This window comes from Microbacterium tenebrionis (genome assembly GCF_020682665.1).
In the GTDB taxonomy this organism is placed as follows: domain Bacteria; phylum Actinomycetota; class Actinomycetes; order Actinomycetales; family Microbacteriaceae; genus Microbacterium; species Microbacterium tenebrionis.
In genome coordinates, this window is sequence record NZ_JAGTTM010000001.1 from 905,755 (window position 1) to 923,679 (window position 17,925).

Annotated in this window: 18 protein-coding genes and 1 tRNA gene; 16 read left to right on the plus strand and 3 right to left on the minus strand. The window is 70.0% G+C overall.

The genetic code is table 11. The annotated features are described in order from the left end of the window. Window positions 1-2 precede the first annotated feature (2 nt). Genes folE through KEC56_RS04575 form a run of 8 tightly spaced genes read left to right on the plus strand, consistent with a single transcriptional unit; the run spans window position 3 to window position 5,898 of the window. Window positions 3-590 (plus strand): GTP cyclohydrolase I, encoded by a 588-nt coding sequence (gene folE, locus KEC56_RS04540; protein WP_227529990.1) that lies wholly within the window; start codon window positions 3-5, stop codon window positions 588-590. Then, a complete protein-coding gene (gene folP, locus KEC56_RS04545) occupies window positions 587-1,420 on the plus strand; it encodes a dihydropteroate synthase (RefSeq protein ID WP_227529991.1) in 834 nt (277 codons plus the stop codon). The genes folE and folP overlap by 4 nt, the downstream gene beginning before the upstream one ends. After that, entirely contained in the window at window positions 1,421-1,789 is a 369-nt protein-coding gene (gene folB / locus KEC56_RS04550) for a dihydroneopterin aldolase (RefSeq protein ID WP_227529992.1), read from the plus strand. It begins immediately after the preceding gene. Between the two features lie 8 nt (window positions 1,790-1,797). Further along, entirely contained in the window at window positions 1,798-2,334 is a 537-nt protein-coding gene (gene folK / locus KEC56_RS04555; RefSeq protein ID WP_227529993.1) for a 2-amino-4-hydroxy-6-hydroxymethyldihydropteridine diphosphokinase, read from the plus strand. Further along, the gene (locus KEC56_RS04560) at window positions 2,331-2,813 is read left to right on the plus strand and encodes a DUF3180 family protein (protein WP_227529994.1); all 483 of its coding nucleotides are present in this window, start codon (window positions 2,331-2,333) and stop codon (window positions 2,811-2,813) included. The genes folK and KEC56_RS04560 overlap by 4 nt, the downstream gene beginning before the upstream one ends. Next, entirely contained in the window at window positions 2,770-3,357 is a 588-nt protein-coding gene (locus tag KEC56_RS04565; protein WP_372456231.1) for a PH domain-containing protein, read from the plus strand. The genes KEC56_RS04560 and KEC56_RS04565 overlap by 44 nt, the downstream gene beginning before the upstream one ends. Continuing rightward, window positions 3,354-5,219, plus strand: coding sequence for a PH domain-containing protein (locus tag KEC56_RS04570; protein WP_227529995.1), 1,866 nt, complete (start codon window positions 3,354-3,356; stop codon window positions 5,217-5,219). Before KEC56_RS04565 ends, KEC56_RS04570 begins: the two co-directional genes overlap by 4 nt. Then, window positions 5,209-5,898: a Rossmann-like and DUF2520 domain-containing protein gene (locus tag KEC56_RS04575; protein WP_227529996.1), complete on the plus strand. Its 690-nt coding sequence runs from the start codon at window positions 5,209-5,211 to the stop codon at window positions 5,896-5,898. Before KEC56_RS04570 ends, KEC56_RS04575 begins: the two co-directional genes overlap by 11 nt. A gap of 89 nt (window positions 5,899-5,987) precedes the next feature. On the opposite strand, the gene KEC56_RS04580 is transcribed toward KEC56_RS04575, so the two are convergent. Beyond that, complete coding sequence (locus KEC56_RS04580) at window positions 5,988-7,781, minus strand: DUF2207 domain-containing protein (RefSeq protein ID WP_227529997.1); 1,794 nt, start codon at window positions 7,779-7,781, stop codon at window positions 5,988-5,990. Between the two features lie 87 nt (window positions 7,782-7,868). On the opposite strand from KEC56_RS04580, the gene lysS reads away from it, so the two are divergent. Continuing rightward, window positions 7,869-9,392: a lysine--tRNA ligase gene (lysS, locus tag KEC56_RS04585; protein ID WP_227529998.1), complete on the plus strand. Its 1,524-nt coding sequence runs from the start codon at window positions 7,869-7,871 to the stop codon at window positions 9,390-9,392. On the opposite strand, the gene KEC56_RS04590 is transcribed toward lysS, so the two are convergent. Beyond that, window positions 9,385-10,512 carry a DUF4192 family protein gene (locus KEC56_RS04590; RefSeq protein WP_227529999.1) on the minus strand — a complete coding sequence of 376 codons (1,128 nt, stop codon included), beginning with the start codon at window positions 10,510-10,512 and terminating at the stop codon, window positions 9,385-9,387. The genes lysS and KEC56_RS04590 overlap by 8 nt on opposite strands. A gap of 131 nt (window positions 10,513-10,643) precedes the next feature. Between KEC56_RS04590 and KEC56_RS04595 the strand changes: the two genes are divergently transcribed. The 3 genes from KEC56_RS04595 (at window position 10,644) to KEC56_RS04605 (ending at window position 13,316) form a co-directional block, all read left to right on the plus strand. Then, the gene (locus KEC56_RS04595; RefSeq protein ID WP_227530000.1) at window positions 10,644-10,817 is read left to right on the plus strand and encodes a hypothetical protein; all 174 of its coding nucleotides are present in this window, start codon (window positions 10,644-10,646) and stop codon (window positions 10,815-10,817) included. A gap of 75 nt (window positions 10,818-10,892) precedes the next feature. Beyond that, entirely contained in the window at window positions 10,893-12,347 is a 1,455-nt protein-coding gene (gene cls, locus KEC56_RS04600) for a cardiolipin synthase (RefSeq protein ID WP_227530001.1), read from the plus strand. A gap of 225 nt (window positions 12,348-12,572) precedes the next feature. Then, window positions 12,573-13,316 carry a hypothetical protein gene (locus tag KEC56_RS04605; protein WP_227530002.1) on the plus strand — a complete coding sequence of 248 codons (744 nt, stop codon included), beginning with the start codon at window positions 12,573-12,575 and terminating at the stop codon, window positions 13,314-13,316. A gap of 3 nt (window positions 13,317-13,319) precedes the next feature. On the opposite strand, the gene KEC56_RS04610 is transcribed toward KEC56_RS04605, so the two are convergent. After that, a complete protein-coding gene (locus tag KEC56_RS04610) occupies window positions 13,320-14,318 on the minus strand; it encodes a diacylglycerol/lipid kinase family protein (protein WP_227530003.1) in 999 nt (332 codons plus the stop codon). Between the two features lie 48 nt (window positions 14,319-14,366). Between KEC56_RS04610 and serS the strand changes: the two genes are divergently transcribed. From serS to KEC56_RS04630, 4 genes are all read left to right on the plus strand, one after another. Continuing rightward, window positions 14,367-15,638 (plus strand): serine--tRNA ligase, encoded by a 1,272-nt coding sequence (gene serS, locus KEC56_RS04615; protein ID WP_227530004.1) that lies wholly within the window; start codon window positions 14,367-14,369, stop codon window positions 15,636-15,638. Beyond that, complete coding sequence (locus KEC56_RS04620; RefSeq protein ID WP_227530005.1) at window positions 15,635-16,429, plus strand: HAD family hydrolase; 795 nt, start codon at window positions 15,635-15,637, stop codon at window positions 16,427-16,429. The genes serS and KEC56_RS04620 overlap by 4 nt, the downstream gene beginning before the upstream one ends. A gap of 81 nt (window positions 16,430-16,510) precedes the next feature. Next, window positions 16,511-16,595, plus strand: a tRNA-Ser gene (locus KEC56_RS04625). 19 nt (window positions 16,596-16,614) lie between these two features. Then, the gene (locus tag KEC56_RS04630; RefSeq protein WP_227530006.1) at window positions 16,615-17,874 is read left to right on the plus strand and encodes an LCP family protein; all 1,260 of its coding nucleotides are present in this window, start codon (window positions 16,615-16,617) and stop codon (window positions 17,872-17,874) included. Window positions 17,875-17,925: the final 51 nt, after the last annotated feature.

Below are 17,925 nucleotides of genomic sequence, written 5' to 3' on the forward strand. Positions count from 1 at the left end.
TCGTGGCCGTCGACCGGGAACGGATCGAGCGGCTGACGCGGGAGCTGCTCGAGGCGATCGGTGAAGATCCCGATCGTCCGGGTCTCCGCCAGACCCCTGGCCGTGTCGCCGAACTGTACGACGAGTTCTTCGCAGGCGTCGGCCAGGATGCCGCAGCTCCCCTCGCGCACACGATCAGCGTCTCGCGCGGCCCCGCGCCCGAGACCCTGCCGTCGGGGGCGGTGCTGCTGCGCGACATCCGCTTCCGCTCGGTGTGCGAGCATCATCTCCTGCCGTTCGCAGGTCATGCGCACATCGCGTACCTGCCCGGGGAGCAGGTCGTCGGCCTCGGTGCGCTTGTGAAGGTCGTCGAGACCGTCGCGGCCCGCCCGCAGGTGCAGGAGCGCCTCGGCGAGCAGATCGCAGACACGATCGCCGAGAACCTCGACAGCCGCGGCGTGCTCGTCGTGCTGGATGCTGTGCACGGCTGCGTCACGATGCGCGGCGGACGCCAGGCGGATGCCTCGACCCTGACGATCGCCGCACGCGGCGAATACACCGAGCCCGCCGCCCGGGCGGAGCTCATCACGCTGATCGGGGGAGCGTCGTGACCAGCATCTGGGGCATCGTCAACGTCACCACCGACTCGTTCAGCGACGGTGGGCGGTACCTCGATCCGGATCGTGCGATCGCGCACGGCCTGGAGCTGCGGGATGCCGGCGCCACGGTGCTCGACGTCGGCGGGGAGTCCACTCGCCCGGGCGCCGAGCGCGTCGACCCTGCGGTCGAGGAGCAGCGCGTGATCCCGGTGATCACCGAGCTCGCCGCTCGCGGGATCGCCGTGAGCGTGGACACGCTCAACGCCTCCACCGCAGCGGCCGCCGTCGGCGCCGGTGCCCGCATCGTGAACGACGTCTCGGGCGGACTCGCCGACCCGGACATGCTCGCCGCGGTCGCGGCATCCGGGGCCGACTACGCGATCGGCCACTGGCGCGGTCCGTCCGACGACATGTACGCGCGCGCCGACTATCTGCGCCCGTCGCGCGAGGTCGCCGGAGAGCTGCGCGAGCGCATCGGCGAGGCGGCGGCCGCCGGCATCGCGCCGTCGCGCATCATCCTCGACCCCGGCATCGGCTTCGCGAAGGCGGGCGCACAGAACTGGGATGTGCTGCGTGGCCTCGGCGACATCACGGCGCTCGGATACCGGGTGCTCATCGGTACGTCTCGCAAGCGGTTCCTCGTCGAGACCCTTCGCGCCGCTGGCGCCGACCCTACGACGGCCTCAGGGAGCGGCGCGGAGGACGTCTCCGTGGAGCGCCGGGATCTCGCGACCGCCGTCACGAGTGCGCTCGCCGTCCGCCACGACGTCTGGGCGGTGCGAGTGCACGACGTCGCCGCGACCCGCGACGCGCTGGCCATCGCACATGCCTGGGAGGGCTGAATGGACGAGATCGCCCTCACCGGCCTGACCGTGTTCGGACGCCACGGCGTCTTCGAACACGAACGCGAGCACGGGCAGGACTTCGTCATCGACCTGCGCCTGCATCTCGACCTGTCGGCGGCCGCCGCATCCGACGACGTCCGCGACACCGTGCACTACGGCGAGCTCGCCGAGCAGGTCGCCGCGCTCGTCGCCGGCGACCCCGTCGACCTCATCGAGACCCTCGCGCAGCGCATCGCCGACGTCGCCCTCGCCGACGAGCGCGTGCAGATCGCCGAGGTCACGGTGCACAAGCCGCACGCGCCGATCCCGCTGACGTTCTCCGACGTCGCCGTGACGATCCGCCGCGACCGGGGCGGAGCGCTCTGATGGTGCGGATGCCGCCGATCCCCGCCCGCGACCCGCGACCCGGTCGGGACGCCGTCACCGCCGTCGTCGCGCTGGGCGCCAACCTCGGCGAGCGGAGCAGGACGATCCGCAACGCCGCCGAGCGCATCGCCCGCCTGCCGCTCGTCGACGACGTCCGGCTGTCCGACCTGCACGAGACCGTCGCCGTGCGGCTGGACGGACCCGATCCGGAAGCCCCCGGGTACGTGAACGCCGTCGCGCTGGTCACCACGCGGCTCGCACCGCAGGTGCTGCTGGGGCTCCTGCACGCGATCGAGGAGGAGCACGGCCGCGAGCGCCGGGAGCGGTGGGGCGACCGCACCCTCGACCTTGACCTCATCGCCTACGGCGATCTGCGCTCGGACGATCCGCATCTGCTGATCCCGCATCCGCGGGCCGCCGAGCGGCTGTTCGTCCTCGAACCGTGGCTCGAACTCGACGCCGAGGCCGTGGTCCCCGGTCGCGGTCGTGTCGCCCAACTCGTCGACGATCTGCGCCGCGGCGAGGGGAGCGCGGAGGACGGATGAAGCGCACATCGCCTCTGATCCTCGTCCTCCTGGCGCTCGCCGGAGGCGGGGCCGGATACCTCGTGGACCACCTGCTCACCGCGGGCGGACGGGCGACCTTCGCGCCGTCGGGGTTCCTGCCCGTGCTGCTCCTGCTGCTCGCGGCGGCCGCCCTGGGGCTCGCGTGGCCGGTGCGCCGCAGCGTCAGCGGGCGGTCGCGCACGCGCGTGGATCCGTTCAGCGCGATGCGCGCGGCGACGCTGGCACGAGCATCCAGCCTGCTCGGAGCGCTCGTGGCCGGGTTCGGTGCCGGGCTGCTCGTCTTCCTCCTGTCGCGCCCGGTGGCACCCCAGGTAGGGTCGACTGTGGCGATGGCCGCACTCATCGTGAGCGCTCTCGTGCTCGTGGTCGCGGCCCTCGTCGCCGAACAGTTCTGCACCCTGCCGAAGGATCCTGATGACCGACAGCCAGATGACCCCGCCGGAGCCGACGGGAGCTGATCGGCCCGAAGCGCCCTCCGTGCTCGACGAGGGCACCTACGACCGGCTGCACGAACCGCGGGGCGCAGGACGCCTCGCGCTCGACGGCACGTGGCACCAGATCTCCCCCCGCTACGTGACCTCGCAGTTCGTGCAGAACGGCATCGTGCTCGCCGTGCTCGTGGTGGTCGTGCTGGTCGTCGCCTTCGTGTTCGACCAGTCCTGGGTCTGGATCCCCGGCGGCATCCTCGCCGCGGCCACCCTCATCACCCTCGCGATCCTCCCGCGACAGGCGAGGGCGATCGGCTACATGCTGCGCGACGACGACATCGTCTTCCGCAAGGGCATCCTGTGGCAGCGCATCATCGCCGTCCCGTACGGCCGCATGCAGCTCGTCGACATCACGCACGGTCCGCTCGATCGCGCGTTCGGGGTCTCGCAGTTGAAGATGGTCACCGCCGCGGCGACCACGGGCGTGCAGATCCCCGGCCTCACGCAGGCGGCCGCCGAGGCGCTGCGCGACACGCTGATCGACGTCGCCGAGACCCGCCGGACCGGCCTGTGAGCACCCCCGAGCAGCCGGGAGCACCCGCCGATCAGGGGCACGGCGAGCAGCTGCAGCCGCTGCCGCCGATCCCCGCGGCGCCGCCCGCCGAGGAGTCCCTCGCCGACGGGGAGTGGCACCGCCTGCACCCGCTGACGCCGCTGTTCAAGGGCGGGCTGGTGCTCATCATCGCCGCCGGCATCGTTCTCAACAGCTTCCGCGACCGGATCATCTACTGGCTTGTGAACGCCTTCACCCCCGAGGCGCACGTCGAGGACTACTCGGCCGGCGACCCCGTCGACTGGGTGCTGTCGAACAACCTCATCCTCATCGCGCTCGGCGTCGTGCTGGGAGTGCTGGTCGTGATCATCGCGGCGTTCTGGCTGGTGTGGCGATTCCAGCAGTTCCGGATCTCGGACGAGCACGTCGAGGTGCGCAAGGGCATCGTCTTCCGCTCGCAGCGGCGGGCGCCCCTGGATCGCGTCCAGGGCGTGAACCTCACCCGCCCGTTCCCGGCCAGGCTCATCGGCATGGCCAAGCTCGAGGTCGTGGGTGCGGGCACCGACGCGAACGTGCCGCTCGAGTACCTCTCGACAGCCAAGGCCGAGGGCGTGCGCGCCGACATCCTGCGGCTGGCATCAGGAGCACGCGCCGCGCGTGCGGCCCGGCAGGCGGGCACGGGACCGGCCGCAACCCGCAGGGCGCAGCTCGTCGGATCGATGAACACCGGCGTCAGCGGTCTGATCGAGGGGGTCGACCTCGCCGATGTGGCACCCGAGAGTGTCGTGAAGATCCCGACGGGCAGGCTCGTCGGATCCCAGCTCCTGTCGGGCGTGCTGTGGCTGCTGTTCTTCCTCGTGCTGTTCGGCATCACGATGGCGTTCACCGTTCCGGCGATCCTCTCCGACGGAGGCCCGGATGCGTGGTTCGGGGTGCTCGGCGTCTCTCTCGGCATCGGCATCCCGTTCGTGATCGCCGCCGTCGCGATCACGTGGGCGCAGATCTCGAAGTCGTTGCGCTACTCGATCGCGGCGACCCCGGACGGCGTGCGCATCACCTACGGCCTGTTCACCACGATCACCGAGACGATCCCGCCCGGCCGCATCTTCGCGGCCGAGGTCACCCAGTCGCTGCTGTGGCGGCCGTTCGGGTGGTGGGCGATCAAGATCAACCGGATGAGCGGCAAGAGCGCGGCGCAGCAGCAGTCGAGCACAGCGCAGCAGTTCAACGTCGTGCTTCCGGTGGGCGTCGCCGCCGACGTGCAGCGGGTGCTCGGGCTGATCCTGCCCGGCCTGCCCGCGGAGGATCTCCCGCTCGTGTGGGAGCACGGCATCCAGGGCCCGCAGAAGCAGGGCGACCCCTACCGGGTCATGGCCGGGCGCGCCTGGTGGCGCCGGCCGTTCTCATGGAGGCGGCACGGCTTCGCGGTCACCGACTTCGGCCTGCTGCTGCGCCGCGGCGTCATGTGGCGCAAACTCGCGGTGTTCCCGTTCGCGCGGATGCAGGGCATCTCGTCGCAGCAGGGGCCGGTCGACCGCCTGCAGCGCGTGGCCTACCTGAAGGCGCACAACGTCACGGGCCCTGTCCTCGGCGAGGTCGTCGGCATCGACAGCGCGATCGTCAACGAGTCGCTGAGCGACATCGCCCGGCGTGCGTCGGCTGCGGTGCAGCGCGATCACGGCCATCGCTGGGCGGTGGAGGACGACGAGGATGCCGCCGGTTCGACCCCGCCCGCCGGTTCGACGCCGCCCGCCGGTTCGACCCCGACCGCGGGCTCGCCGGCGCCCGCCGGTGAGGACGCTGGGACCTCCTTTCCCCCTGCGCCGCCCGTTCCACCCCCGCCGCCGGGCTGGGCAGGCACTGAGGAGTCGCGTGAGGCGTGACGGTCGCCTCGGCGTCGGCATCATCGGTGCGGGCCGCGTCGGACCGGTGATCGGTGCCGCTCTCGGCGGAGCCGGGCATGCGGTGGTCGGGATCACGAGCGGATCCGACGACGACCGCGTCGCCGGCATCCTGCCCGGAGTCCCCGTCCTCGACGCCGAGGAGGTGCTGCGGCGCAGCGAGCTCGTGATCCTCGCGGTGCCGCATGACGAGCTGCCGGGCCTCGTCGGCGGGCTCTCCGAGCTCGGCGCCTGGCAGCCGGGCCAGCTCGTGCTGCACACCGACCCCGCCTTCGGCATCGGCGTGCTCGAGCCGGCTCAGCGGTCCGGCGCGATTCCCCTGGCAGTGCATCCGGCGATCTCGTTCACCGGCACCTCGATGGACCTGCGGCAGCTGCAGGCCAGCTTCGCCGCGGTCACAGCGCCCGCCCCCGTTCTGCCCATCGCGCAGGCGCTGGCCGTCGAGCTCGGCTGCGAACCGGTCGTCATCGACGAGGAGGACCGCGCGGCGTACGCCGAGGCGATCTCGACGGCATCCGAGTTCTCCCGGGCCATCATCGGTCAGTCCACGTCGCTGCTGCGCGGCATCGGGATCGAGAACCCCGGCGGATACCTGTCCGCGCTCGTGCAGTCGACGATCGAGACGGCGCTGCGCGACGCATCCGACCCTCCCGCGCTCTGAGTCGCGCGCCGACCGGCGAGAACGCGCGAACAGCCCTTCCCGGACCCCGTGAAGGGGGGTTCTGCGTTGTCGACGCCGGATGCCGCCGCTCAGCGCCCGCCGGAGAAGCCTCCGCCGCCCCCGCCGCCGGAGAACCCGCCGCCGGAGGATCCGCCGAAGCCCGATGAGCTGCCGCCCGAGGGCGACGAGTACGTCGACGAGGTGCGGGTGGCACTGGAGAGCAGCGCGACGCGCGAGACGATGTAATAACTGTTGCCGTCGATCCAGCCCGGATGCCGCTCGTACTGGGCGTACATGTTCTCGAGCACCCTGCCCCATTCGCTCTCCTCGCCGAACAGGATCGCGTAGGGGAGCAGCCGCTCGTACACGTGGATGACGTCCACGCCGCCGTCGCTGCGGCGCTCGGCGCCGGAGTACGACTGCAGCATCCGCAGGCGATCGGCTTCTGCGACGCGGATGAACTCCCGCACGCCCTCGAGGTACTCCAGCTGCAGCGCGCCCTCGCGGGTGAGCACCGTGTGCCGTCGGAACGCGACGACGCTCGAGATGATCACGAAGACGCCGACGAGCAGGGTCACGAACAGCAGCGGGGCGGCCGACTCCCGTCCCTGGATCGCGCTCCACACGGCCAGCCCGAGCATGCCGGCGAAGGCGATGAGAGCGATCGACGCGATCACGCGCGCCGTCGTGCTCCCGACTTTCTCGGTCCACCCGCGCTTGCCCGCTTCCTTCGACGAGGCCTTCAGGAGCGACTGGATCCTGCCGGCGAACGCCTTGCTGTTCTTCGGCATCTTCATGACGATGCCGGTCTCATCGCTGCCGAACAGCGCCTTCAGCGACCGCCCGTCGATCGGATCGGGGATCGGCGCGTCCAGTCGACGCAGGCGCGGGCGCCGCTTCTTCTGGCCCTCCTCCGGGATGTCCTCCAGGCGCAGCATCCCGCGCACCGCCAGATGGATGATCTGCGCCGTCAGCGGGTTCTTCGCCCCCGGGATGATCGTGCTCGCCAGCAGGGGCGGCATGGCGTCGGGCACGTCGTACTGCGCGACGACGATGCCCGTGCCCCGGCGGCGGCGCCGCACCATCATGGCCGTCGCGACCCATCCGCCGATGCCGAGGAGCGCGGCGGCGCCGCCGACGGCGTAGGGGAGGACGTCGGTCGCGGGATTGGGGAGGCGTGCGGGCGGCTGTGTGACGGTTCCCGGTTCGAGAGCGATGGCGACCGTGACACCCTCGCCGGCAGACAGCGCGTCGGCGGCGACCGTGAAGGTCTCACCCGAGCGGTCGATGTCGCAGCGATCGGTCGATCCCTGCGGTCCCTGATAGCAGGCGGCATCGCCGGTGAGGTGAGGCGCCAGGCTCTCGTCGAAGCGGACGGTCGCGTCGAACCGGCCGATGTCCTGCGTGCTGTCGAGCGGCAGGAGATCCCAGTAGAACTCGTCGACCTTCGTCTGGGATGCCGCCAGGATCACGTCGCGCATCTCGTACTCGATGACGTAGGTCGTCGAGCCGTGCACGTAGTCGTCGGTGCCGGTGAGGACGTACAGCATGCCGTCGTCCTCCTCGGTCTCGTACGGGACGTCGTCGCCGTTCTCGTCGCGCACCGACAGGATGCGCGTGTCGAGCGACGCGCCCTGGTAGCGCTCCGGGTACCCGGCCACGATGCCGCGGTTCTGGTCGGACTCCGGGAACTCGGCCACGCGGGTCTCGGTCGCGTGGAGGGTGGCGCGCCCGTCGGCATCCATCCCCACCTCGAAGGTCGACTCCCATGACGAGAAGTCGAAGTCGTCGACGTCGGTCTCCGCCGCGGATGCCGCAGCAGCGGATGCCGTGAGCAGAGCGCTCGTCGCAACGATGATCAGCGTCAGAGAGCGGAGGCGCATGTCTACGAGGGTAGCGCCGACCCTTCGACACGCTCAGGGACCGGATCGCCGCCCGGTAAACTCGAAGGCGACTTTCAAGGAGCCGCCATGACCACCGCGCCCGACGCGACCACCCCCGCCCCCGAGACCGAGGAGGACGTCCACGAGCAGAAGGCCGTCCGCCTCGCCAAGCGCGAGCGCCTGATCGAGCAGCGCGCGGACGCCGGCGGCGGAGCGTTCCCGGTCGGCGTGCCCGTCACGCACGCGATCCCCGCGCTGCGCGCCGAGTACGGCGAGCTCGAAGCGGGTGCGCAGACCGGTGTCGTCGTCGGCATCGCCGGCCGCGTCGTCTTCAGCCGCAACACCGGCAAGCTCTGCTTCGCGACGTTGCAGGCCGGCGACGGATCGCGCATCCAGGCCATGATCTCGCTCGCCGAGGTCGGCGAGGAGTCGCTGGCTCGCTGGAAGGAGTTCGTCGACCTCGGCGACCACGTCTTCGTGCACGGCGAGGTCATCTCCAGCCGCCGCGGCGAGCTATCGATCATGGCCGACGACTGGGCGATCGCGTCGAAGGCGATCCTGCCGCTGCCGAACGCCTACGCCGAGCTCAGTGAGGAGGGCCGGGTCCGCAGCCGGTACCTCGACCTCATCGTGCGCGAGCAGGCCCGCACCACGGTCCGCGCTCGCGCCGCCGTCAACGCGAGCCTGCGGGCGACGTTCGGATCGCACGACTACCTCGAGGTGGAGACCCCGATGCTGCAGGTGCAGCACGGCGGAGCATCCGCTCGTCCGTTCATCACGCACTCGAACGCGTTCGACACCGAGCTGTACCTGCGCATCGCGCCGGAGCTGTACCTGAAGCGGGCCGTCGTCGGCGGCATCGAGCGGGTGTTCGAGATCAACCGCAACTTCCGCAACGAGGGCGCCGACTCCACGCACAGCCCCGAGTTCGCGATGCTCGAGGCATACCAGGCATACGGCGACTACGACCAGATGGCCGAGCTCACGCAGGAGCTCGTGCAGCAGGCCGCCATCGCGGTGAGCGGCTCGACCACGGTGACGTGGGCCGACGGCACCGAATACGACCTCGGCGGCGAGTGGGACCGCATCTCGATGTACGAGTCGCTGTCGGCTGCCGCCGGCCGCACCTTCACGCCGCAGGACTCGGTGGACGAGCTCATCCCGTTCGCCGAGCAGCACGGCGTCGACGTCCCGCCGCACGCCATCCACGGCAAGCTCATCGAAGAGCTCTGGGAGCACTTCGTGAAGGGCGACCTCGTGCGCCCGACGTTCGTCATGGACTTCCCCGTCGACACCTCGCCGCTCGTGCGCGAGCACCGGTCGATCCCCGGCGTCGTCGAGAAGTGGGATCTGTACGTGCGCGGGTTCGAGCTCGCCACCGGATACTCCGAGCTCGTCGACCCCGTGATCCAGCGCGAGCGCTTCGTCGAGCAGGCGAAGCTCGCAGCCAAGGGCGATGTCGAAGCCATGCGCGTGGACGAGGAGTTCCTGCGCGCGCTCGAGCACGGCATGCCGCCGTCGGGAGGCATGGGCATGGGCATCGACCGTCTGCTCATGGCCATCACCGGGCTCGGCATCCGCGAGACGATCCTGTTCCCGCTGGTCAAGTAGCCCTCGGGCGCCGGAATGCCCAGTCCGGGAGCACCGCGGCGTCGATGAGTGTGCACAGCAGTCGCGCGAGCGAGTAGCCGGGATCGATCGCGGCAGCCTCGTCGAGGTGGTGCTGGGCGTGCGTTGAGCGACCCAGCGCCCACGACAGCCAGGCGGCGAGCGTCAGCGGCGCCGGCCGAGACGCGCGTGGCGCCCGCGCTGCGGCGCCGCGCACGAGCTCGAGCGCCGCACGCAGACGCGCCGGATCCGGACCGTCGCCCTGGCCGATGAACAGCCGACCGAGGTCATCGGGAACCGGGCGCCCGGTCGCAGAGAACGCCAGCTGCGCATCGAAGGCGCGGATGCCGGTCGGCAGATCGGTCGCCCATTGCAGCAGTGCAGCATCGCGCAGCTGCGGACGCTCCAGGCACCACAGCAGGGCAGCCGTCATGAACGGCGGCAGATCGCCCGGGTGCTCGAGCAGGCTCTCGAAGAACATCGGCATGTCGTCGAGGAGCAGCATCGCGGCCAGCGCCTGGGGGTTCTCACGCCCGTCGTGCTGAGCGGCATCGAGCGAGGCCTCATGTGCGAGCACCTCGGTGAGGTCGCGCAGCGCGCGCCCTACCCGCTCCCTCTCGGCGAGGTCGACGTCGGGCAGTTCGCTGCCGGCATCCTGATCGACGGAGACGTCGGCGACGCCGTCGAGATCGGGCACGGGCGGCAGATCGTCGAGCGGCTCGAGCTGCGGGTCGTCGTGGAGGTAGCTCGACCATCCGCATGGCATGACGCACAGCGCGTCGACGATGCGCAGGCCCGAGTCGGCGGCCACTCCCAGGAGCTCGTCCATCGCGACGGACAACGGCAGGATCATGCCGTCGGGCGTGTACTGGGGCACGTCGTCGACGTACGCGACGGCGGCCACGGCATCCACGTCGCCCACACGGGCGAGCAGACCGACCGCGGTGTCGGCGTACTCCTCGATCTCGACGTCGTCGCGCGGAAGGTCGATGCGCATCGCGCCGTGCGCTCGGGAGGACTGGAACGGCACGAGGATGATGCTCTGCCGGGGCGTGAAGCCGGCCAGGGCCGGCACGAGGCCGAGGAAATCGGCGGAGCCATGTGCTTTCAGGACTGTGGTCATGCCGAGAGTGTGGCCGCTGCATCCGATGCCGGACCGGGACTCACAGGTCGGGCTCCGAATCAGACCTTGTGCAGGAAGAGTGGGTCACGTGACGGGCCCGGACCGTCGAGTGGAACGCGTACCATGGAGGGATGGACACGTTCTGGGCTGCCGTCGCATGGTCGCTCCTGCCGACCCTCGCCGTCAGCGTCGTGTTCTTCTTCGTGGTGCGGGGCATCATCCGGTTCGACCGGACAGAGCGCAAAGTGCACGCCCGGATCGAGGCCGAGGAGCGCGCAGCTCGCGGCCTCCCGCCCCGGGCCTGACCGGGCGTCCGCACCACCCACTACGCTGAGTGGATGCGCCGGATCCGACGCCGGGCGCTGGATACGGGGTGAAGCGTGGACCGGTGGCCGCTGTGGGTGCTGATCTTCGCCTTCATCGTCGACCTCGCCGTCCGCGTCATTGCGATCATCGTCATCCCGCGCAACCGACGCCCCACCGCGGCCATGGCGTGGCTCCTCGCCGTGTTCTTCATGCCGTACATCGGCGTGCTGCTGTTCCTCGTGATCGGCAACCCGCGTCTGCCTCGGGCGCGCAGGCGCAAACAGGAGCAGATCAACGAGTACATCGCCGAGACGAGCGACCAGTTGCACTTCGGCACGCTCCGCCCGCACGCCCCGCAGTGGCTGAGGTCGGTCGTGGCGATGAACCAGAACCTCGGCGCGCTGCCGATCTCGGGCGACAACGGCGCGCACCTGATCAGCGACTACCAGGAGTCGCTCGATGCCATGGCCGAGGCGATCCGCGCGGCCGAGGAACACGTGCACGTCGAGTTCTACATCCTGCAGTCGGATGCCGCGACCGACAACTTCTTCCGTGCTCTCGAGGAGACCGCCGCGCGCGGCGTCCCCGTGCGCGTGCTGCTCGATCACTGGGCGAACCGCTGGAAGCCGCGCTATCGCGCCACGATCAAGCGGCTGGACGCGATGGGGGCCGACTGGCATCTGCTACTGCCGATGCAGCCGCTCAAGGGCCGGATGCAGCGTCCCGACCTGCGCAACCACCGCAAGCTCCTCGTCGTGGACAACAAGGTCGGCTACCTGGGCTCGCAGAACGTGACCGACTCGTCCTACAACCTGAAGAAGAACATCAAGCGGGGTCTGCACTGGGTCGACCTCATGGCCCGCGTGGACGGGCCGATCGTGCTCAGCCTCAACGCGATCTTCCTCAGCGACTGGTACAGCGAGACCGATGAGATCCTGAGCGACATCGACATCACCACGCCCGGTGTCGGAACGGGCGACCTGGACTGCCAGATCGTGCCGTCCGGGCCCGGCTACGAGGTCGAGAACAACCTGCGGCTGTTCCTCGCGCTGCTGTACGGCGCGCAGGAGAAGATCATGATCGTCAGCCCCTACTTCGTGCCCGACGAGGCGCTGCTGCTCGCGGTCAGCTCGGCATGCGATCGCGGCGTGCAGGTCGAGCTGTTCGTCTCGGAGGAGGGCGACCAGGCCGTCGTCTACCACGCGCAGCGCAGCTACTACGAGGCGCTGCTGCGGGCGGGCGTGCGCATCTGGATGTACCGCAAGCCGTTCATCCTGCACACCAAGAGCCTCACGATCGACGACGAGATCGCGGTGATCGGATCGAGCAACATGGACATGCGCTCGTTCGGTCTGAACCTCGAGGTGTCGATGCTCGTCCGCGGCGAGGAGTTCGTCGCCGAGATGCGCGCCGTCGAGGACGAGTACCGGTCGCTCAGCCGCGAGCTGACGCTGGAGGAGTGGATGCAGCAGCCGCTGCGCTCCACCGTGCTCGACAACCTGGCCCGGCTCACCTCGGCGCTGCAGTAGCTGCAGCAGCTGCAGCTGCAAGCGTCGGGCTCAGCCGGCGACGTGCAGCTCGGCAGGGCGGCCGCGGAATCAGTGCTCGCACAGCTGCGCGGCGAGGACGCCAGCGCACGCAGCCGGGTCCTCGAGTGCCCCGTGGTCTGGCGCGGCTCGGCCTGAGGCGCATCCGCGGTGTCCGAGGGCGCGAAAAGGATTGAGACAATCACCCTCCCGGTGACACCATCAGGTATGCGCCCTCTTCAGATCGTCACCTCCGGGTTCGCGCTCGCAGCGATGACGCTTCTCATCGCCGGATGCGCGAGCGGCCCTGCATCCCCCGAACCGACGAGCAGCGCGGCGCCAGACGGCTCGGGTGCGTCACCGGCCCCGGTCGTGGAGGACGACATCGAGGCAGCGTGGCTCGACGACGGACGCATGGTCGGCATCGTGACCCTGGGCTCGTCTACGTGCATCCCGATCGTCGACGAGATCGCCGGGGAAGGCCAGACTGTGCGAGTCTCTCTCGTCGACGCGCCTGCCGCGGAGGGATCCGAATCGGCCTGCAACGCAGATCTCGCGCCGCGGGCCAGTGTCGCCGCGCTGCCCGAGGGCGTCGATCCCGCGCAGGACGTCGAGCTCATCGTGACGCTCGGCGACATCACCGACGACGTCGACCTCGACGGAAACCCGGGGCTCACCGGCGTCCCCGGCGAGGCAACCGCCTTCGAGCCGAGCGCCGGCTGGTTCGACGACCAGGGCATCGTGCTGCTCACCTGGGGCTCGTCCACGTGCCCGCCGATCGTCGAGAGCATCGACCAGCAGGTCACCGGAGCCACGATCTCGTTCGCGACACAGGACGGCGCCTGCACGACGGACATGGCCCCGCGCGCCACCGTCATCGGCCTGAGCGGTGACATCGACGACGACGTTCCGTTCGCGCTCACGCTGACCAGCGGCGGTCTCGACGCAACGGTCGACGTCCTCGCCGGCTGACCTTCAGAGACCGTCGACCGGGTGCCCCTCCGGCAGTGCGAGCAGCAGCGCGTCGCGGGCGACACGGCAGCGGATGCGCACCGCGAGCCCGAACTCGTCGCCGTCGAGCTCGATCGCGGTCGGCTCGATCGGAGCAACTTCGGCGGTCTGCCCGCGCAGATACCGCACCGAGGCTTCCTTGCCTCGGCGCTGGAGCACGAGGCGCCCTGCGCGGAACCGCCGCAGCACCGAGTTGTCCCACCAGATCTTGCGCCACACGCCCAGCCAGCCGAGGGGTCCGGTGGGCTGGATGATCGCGACGTCCATGACGCCGTCCGCGATCGAGGCGCCCGGGATCAGCGCTATGCCCGCCGGGAGCGTGCCGCAGTTCGCGAAGAGCACGCTGTGCACCTTCGTGGAGTGCAGGCGCGAATCGTCCATCTGGTAGACGATGCTGAACGGCTTGGCGTTCGGCAGCGACCGCGCCGCGCCGTCGACGTACGCGACCCAGCCGACGGACTTCTTGAGGTCGGGTCGGGTGTTGGCGATCATGTCGGCGTCGAGCCCCATGCCCGCCAGCACCACAAACGCGTGCTCGACCGTCTCGCCGTCTTCGCGGGTGAGCTCGGCCCAGCCGATGTCGATCGGATGCCGGATGCCGCTGAGTGCGGCGCGGATCATGCGGCCGGGGTCCAGCAGCGGCAGACCGAGGTTGCGGGCGAGGAGATTCCCGGTACCGCTCGGGACGATCGCGAGGGGCACGTCGGTGCCGGCCATGGCCTCCGCCACCGCGCGCACTGTGCCGTCGCCACCGGCGACGAGCACCACATCGGCGCCCGCGGCGATCGCATCGCGCGTGGCCTGCTGCCCGGCATCCTCGATCGTCGTCGGATAGAACAACGGCGGCGCCCACTCGGCGTCCTTCGAATGGCCGCGCAGGGACGCGCGCAGCCTCTTCTCGTCGACTTTGATGGGGTTGAAGACGAGGGCCGCCTGGCGCTGCAACGGTGTGGGCTTCGTCATGGCGTTCACTCTACGACGGTCGCGGATGCCAGCGCCTAAGCTTGAGGCATGATCGACCTCGCACTCCTCCGCGACCAGCCCGAGATCGTCCGCCGTTCCCAGGCGGCGCGCGGCCACGACGTCTCCACCGTCGACGCCGCGATCGAGGCCGATCGATCGCGGCGCGCCGCGCTCACGGCGTTCGAGGATCTCCGCGCCGAGCAGAACGCGTTCGGCAAGCAGGTCGCGAAGGCGCCCAAGGAGGAGAAGGCCGGGCTCGTCGCGCAGGCGAAGGAGCTCGCCGACCGCGTCAAGCAGGCGCAGCAGGCGTCGAACGCGGCAGCGGATGCCGCGGCATCCGCGCTGGCGCTCATCGAGAACGTCGTGATCGACGGTGTTCCCGCCGGTGGTGAGGCCGACTTCGTCGAGCTGCGCCGCGTCGGTGAGACGCCCGTGTTCTCCTTCGAGCCGCGCGACCACCTCGAGATCGGCGAGAAGCTCGGCGCGATCGACATGGAGCGCGGGGCGAAGGTCTCCGGTGCGCGGTTCTACTTCCTCAAGGGGATCGGCGCCCGGCTCGAGATCGCGCTGATGAACCTCGCGCTCGACAAGGCGCTTCAGAACGGCTTCACGCCGATGATCGTCCCGACGCTCGTGCGCCCCGAGATCATGCAGGGCACCGGGTTCCTCGGGGAGCACGCCGATGAGGTCTACCACCTCGACAAGGACGACGACCTCTACCTCGTCGGCACGAGCGAGGTCCCGCTCGCCGGTTACCACAAGGATGAGATCGTCGACCTTTCTGCAGGCCCCCTCCGCTACGCCGGGTGGTCGACGTGCTACCGCCGCGAGGCCGGCTCGTACGGCAAGGACACCCGCGGCATCATCCGCGTGCACCAGTTCAACAAGCTCGAGATGTTCGTCTACACGACACCCGAGGCGGCCGAGCAGGAGCACCTGCGCCTGGTCGCGCTGCAGGAGGAGATGCTGACCGCGCTCGGACTGTCGTACCGGGTGATCGACGTCGCAGCGGGCGATCTGGGCTCCAGCGCCGCTCGCAAATACGACATCGAGGCCTGGGTGCCCACGCAGGGAGCGTTCCGCGAGCTGACATCGACCTCCAACTGCACGACGTTCCAGGCGCGCCGGCTCGACATCCGTCACCGTGCCGAGGCCGGCGGGCGGACCGAGCACGTCGCGACGCTGAACGGCACGCTCGCCACCACCCGCTGGATCGTCGCACTGCTCGAGACTCACCAGCAGGAGGACGGCTCGGTGCGGGTGCCGGAGGTGCTGCGGCCGTACCTCGGCGGGCTCGAAGTGCTGGAGCCCGTGGCGTGACCTCCCCCTGGCTCGTCGGGCTCGACGTCGACGGCACGATCATCCTGCAGGACGAGACGATGAGCCCCGGCGTGCCCGAGGCGGTCGCACGCGTGCGGGATGCCGGGCACGTCGTGACCATCGCGACCGGACGCAGCTGGGCGGCCACCGAGCGCTGGGTGGATGAGCTGGGCATCACGGCCGAGTACGTGGTGTGCTCGAACGGCGCCGTCACGATGCGCCGTGCAGGCGAAGCGTGGGAGCGGTGGCACGTGGAGACCTTCGACCCGAGCGCGGTGCTCTCGCTGCTCACCGAGCGACTGCCGGAGGCCCACTACATGGTCGAGCTCGATGACGGCACCCGCCTGTTCACCGGCGAGCTGGCCGATTGGACTCTCGACGGCGGCCGCAAGGTGGCGATCGACGAGCTGGCCGGTGAGCCGGTGTCGCGCGTCGTCGTGGTGTCGCCGGGCCACGACGAGGACGACTTCCACCGCATCGTCGCGGAGACGGGTCTCAATGAGGTCTCGTATGCGATCGGCTGGACGGCGTGGCTCGACATCGCCCCGCAGGGCGTCGACAAGGGCAGCGCCTTGGCTCGGGTGCACGCCGAGCTCGGCATGGCCGACGGCCGGGTGCTCGTCGTCGGCGACGGGCGCAACGACATCGGGATGTTCGAGTGGGCGCGCGAGCACGGCGGCCGTGCGGTCGCGATGGGCCAGGCGCCGGACGAGGTCAAGGATGCTGCGACCGAGGTGACCGGCGACGTCGAGGCCGGCGGGCTCGCGCACGCCCTGGACTCGCTGCTGTAGCATCCAGGGCGTCCCCAGGTCAGGCCGAGATAATGAATGCGGCTAGACTCGACCACTGATCGGCGGATTTCGTCCGTCGATGGAGGGCTGTCCGAGCGGCCGATGGAGCTGGTCTTGAAAACCAGTGGGCAGAAATGTCTCGTGGGTTCGAATCCCACGCCCTCCGCAGATGTGAAAGGCACCGAGTGAGCGCGAAGATCCGTCGCCGGAAGACCGTGGCGCGCCACGGTCAACTGCGGACCCCGGGTCCGATCGGTCAGCTCCTGAAGATCGTCGGAATCGCCATGGCGGTCGTACTCGTCAGCGGCATGAGCGTCGCCGCCTTCGTGGCGAGCGACCTGCTCAACACGGCCACCGCCGACGCCGTGGAGCTCGAGGGGCAGAAGCCCGTACCGCCGGACCTCGGCGAGCTGAAGGGCGGCTTCAACCTGCTGCTCGTCGGCACGGACAACTGCGAGAGCGAGTATGCGCACCTGTTCGGGGAACGGTGCACGGGCGCGGACTCCGAGGGCACGCTCAACGACGTCAACATCCTCATGCACGTCTCCGAGGAGCCGCGCCGTGTCACGGCGGTCAGCTTCCCCCGCGACCTGATGCTCCCGATCCCGGAGTGCACGCGCGAGGACGGCAGCACGACGTATGCGATGAGCAAGCAGCCGCTCAACAGCGCGTACATGGATGCCGGGCTGAGCTGCGTCGCGAAGACGATCACCGAACTCACCGGGCAGGACATCCAGTTCGCGGCATCCGTCACGTTCGGCGGCGTCATCGAGATCACCGACGCCATCGGCGGCGTGGATGTGTGCCTCGCGAACCCGATCAAGGACCGGTACACCGGTCTCGATCTGGATGCCGGCACCCACACGGTGCAGGGCCTGGAGGCCCTGCAGTTCCTCCGCACGCGCCACGGTGTCGGCGACGGCAGCGACCTCGGCCGCATCGGAAACCAGCAGCAGTACATGTCGAGCCTCGCCCGCAAGCTCATCAGCGGCGAGGTGCTCGGCAACGTGCCGGTCATGCTGCGTCTGGCGCACACGGCGCTGAGCAACCTCGAGGCCAGCACGTCGCTGACGAACCCCACGACGCTCGTTCAGATCGGTCTGGCTGTCAAGGACGTGCCGTTCGAGGACATCGTGTTCCTGCAGTACCCGACCTTCGAGGACCCGGCCGACGCGAACAAGGTCGTGCCCGACTACGAGAGCGCGACGACCATGTGGGACGCGATCGAGGCGAACAAGCAGCTGCAGGTCACGCACCAGAACACGGCGAACGACGGCGTCGTGATCGAGGACCAGCCGTCGACCGAGACGGGCGGCGAGACCACGGCTCCGACACCGACCGACACGGCCACACCGACGGACGACGGCGTGGAGGCGCTGCCGGACAACATCAAGGGCAACTCGGCCGCACAGCAGACCTGCTCGAACGGCAACGTCCGCCAGTAGGCAGATCCGGATTCTGCGTCTGCACCGCGACCCGTTATGCTTGCTGAGTGC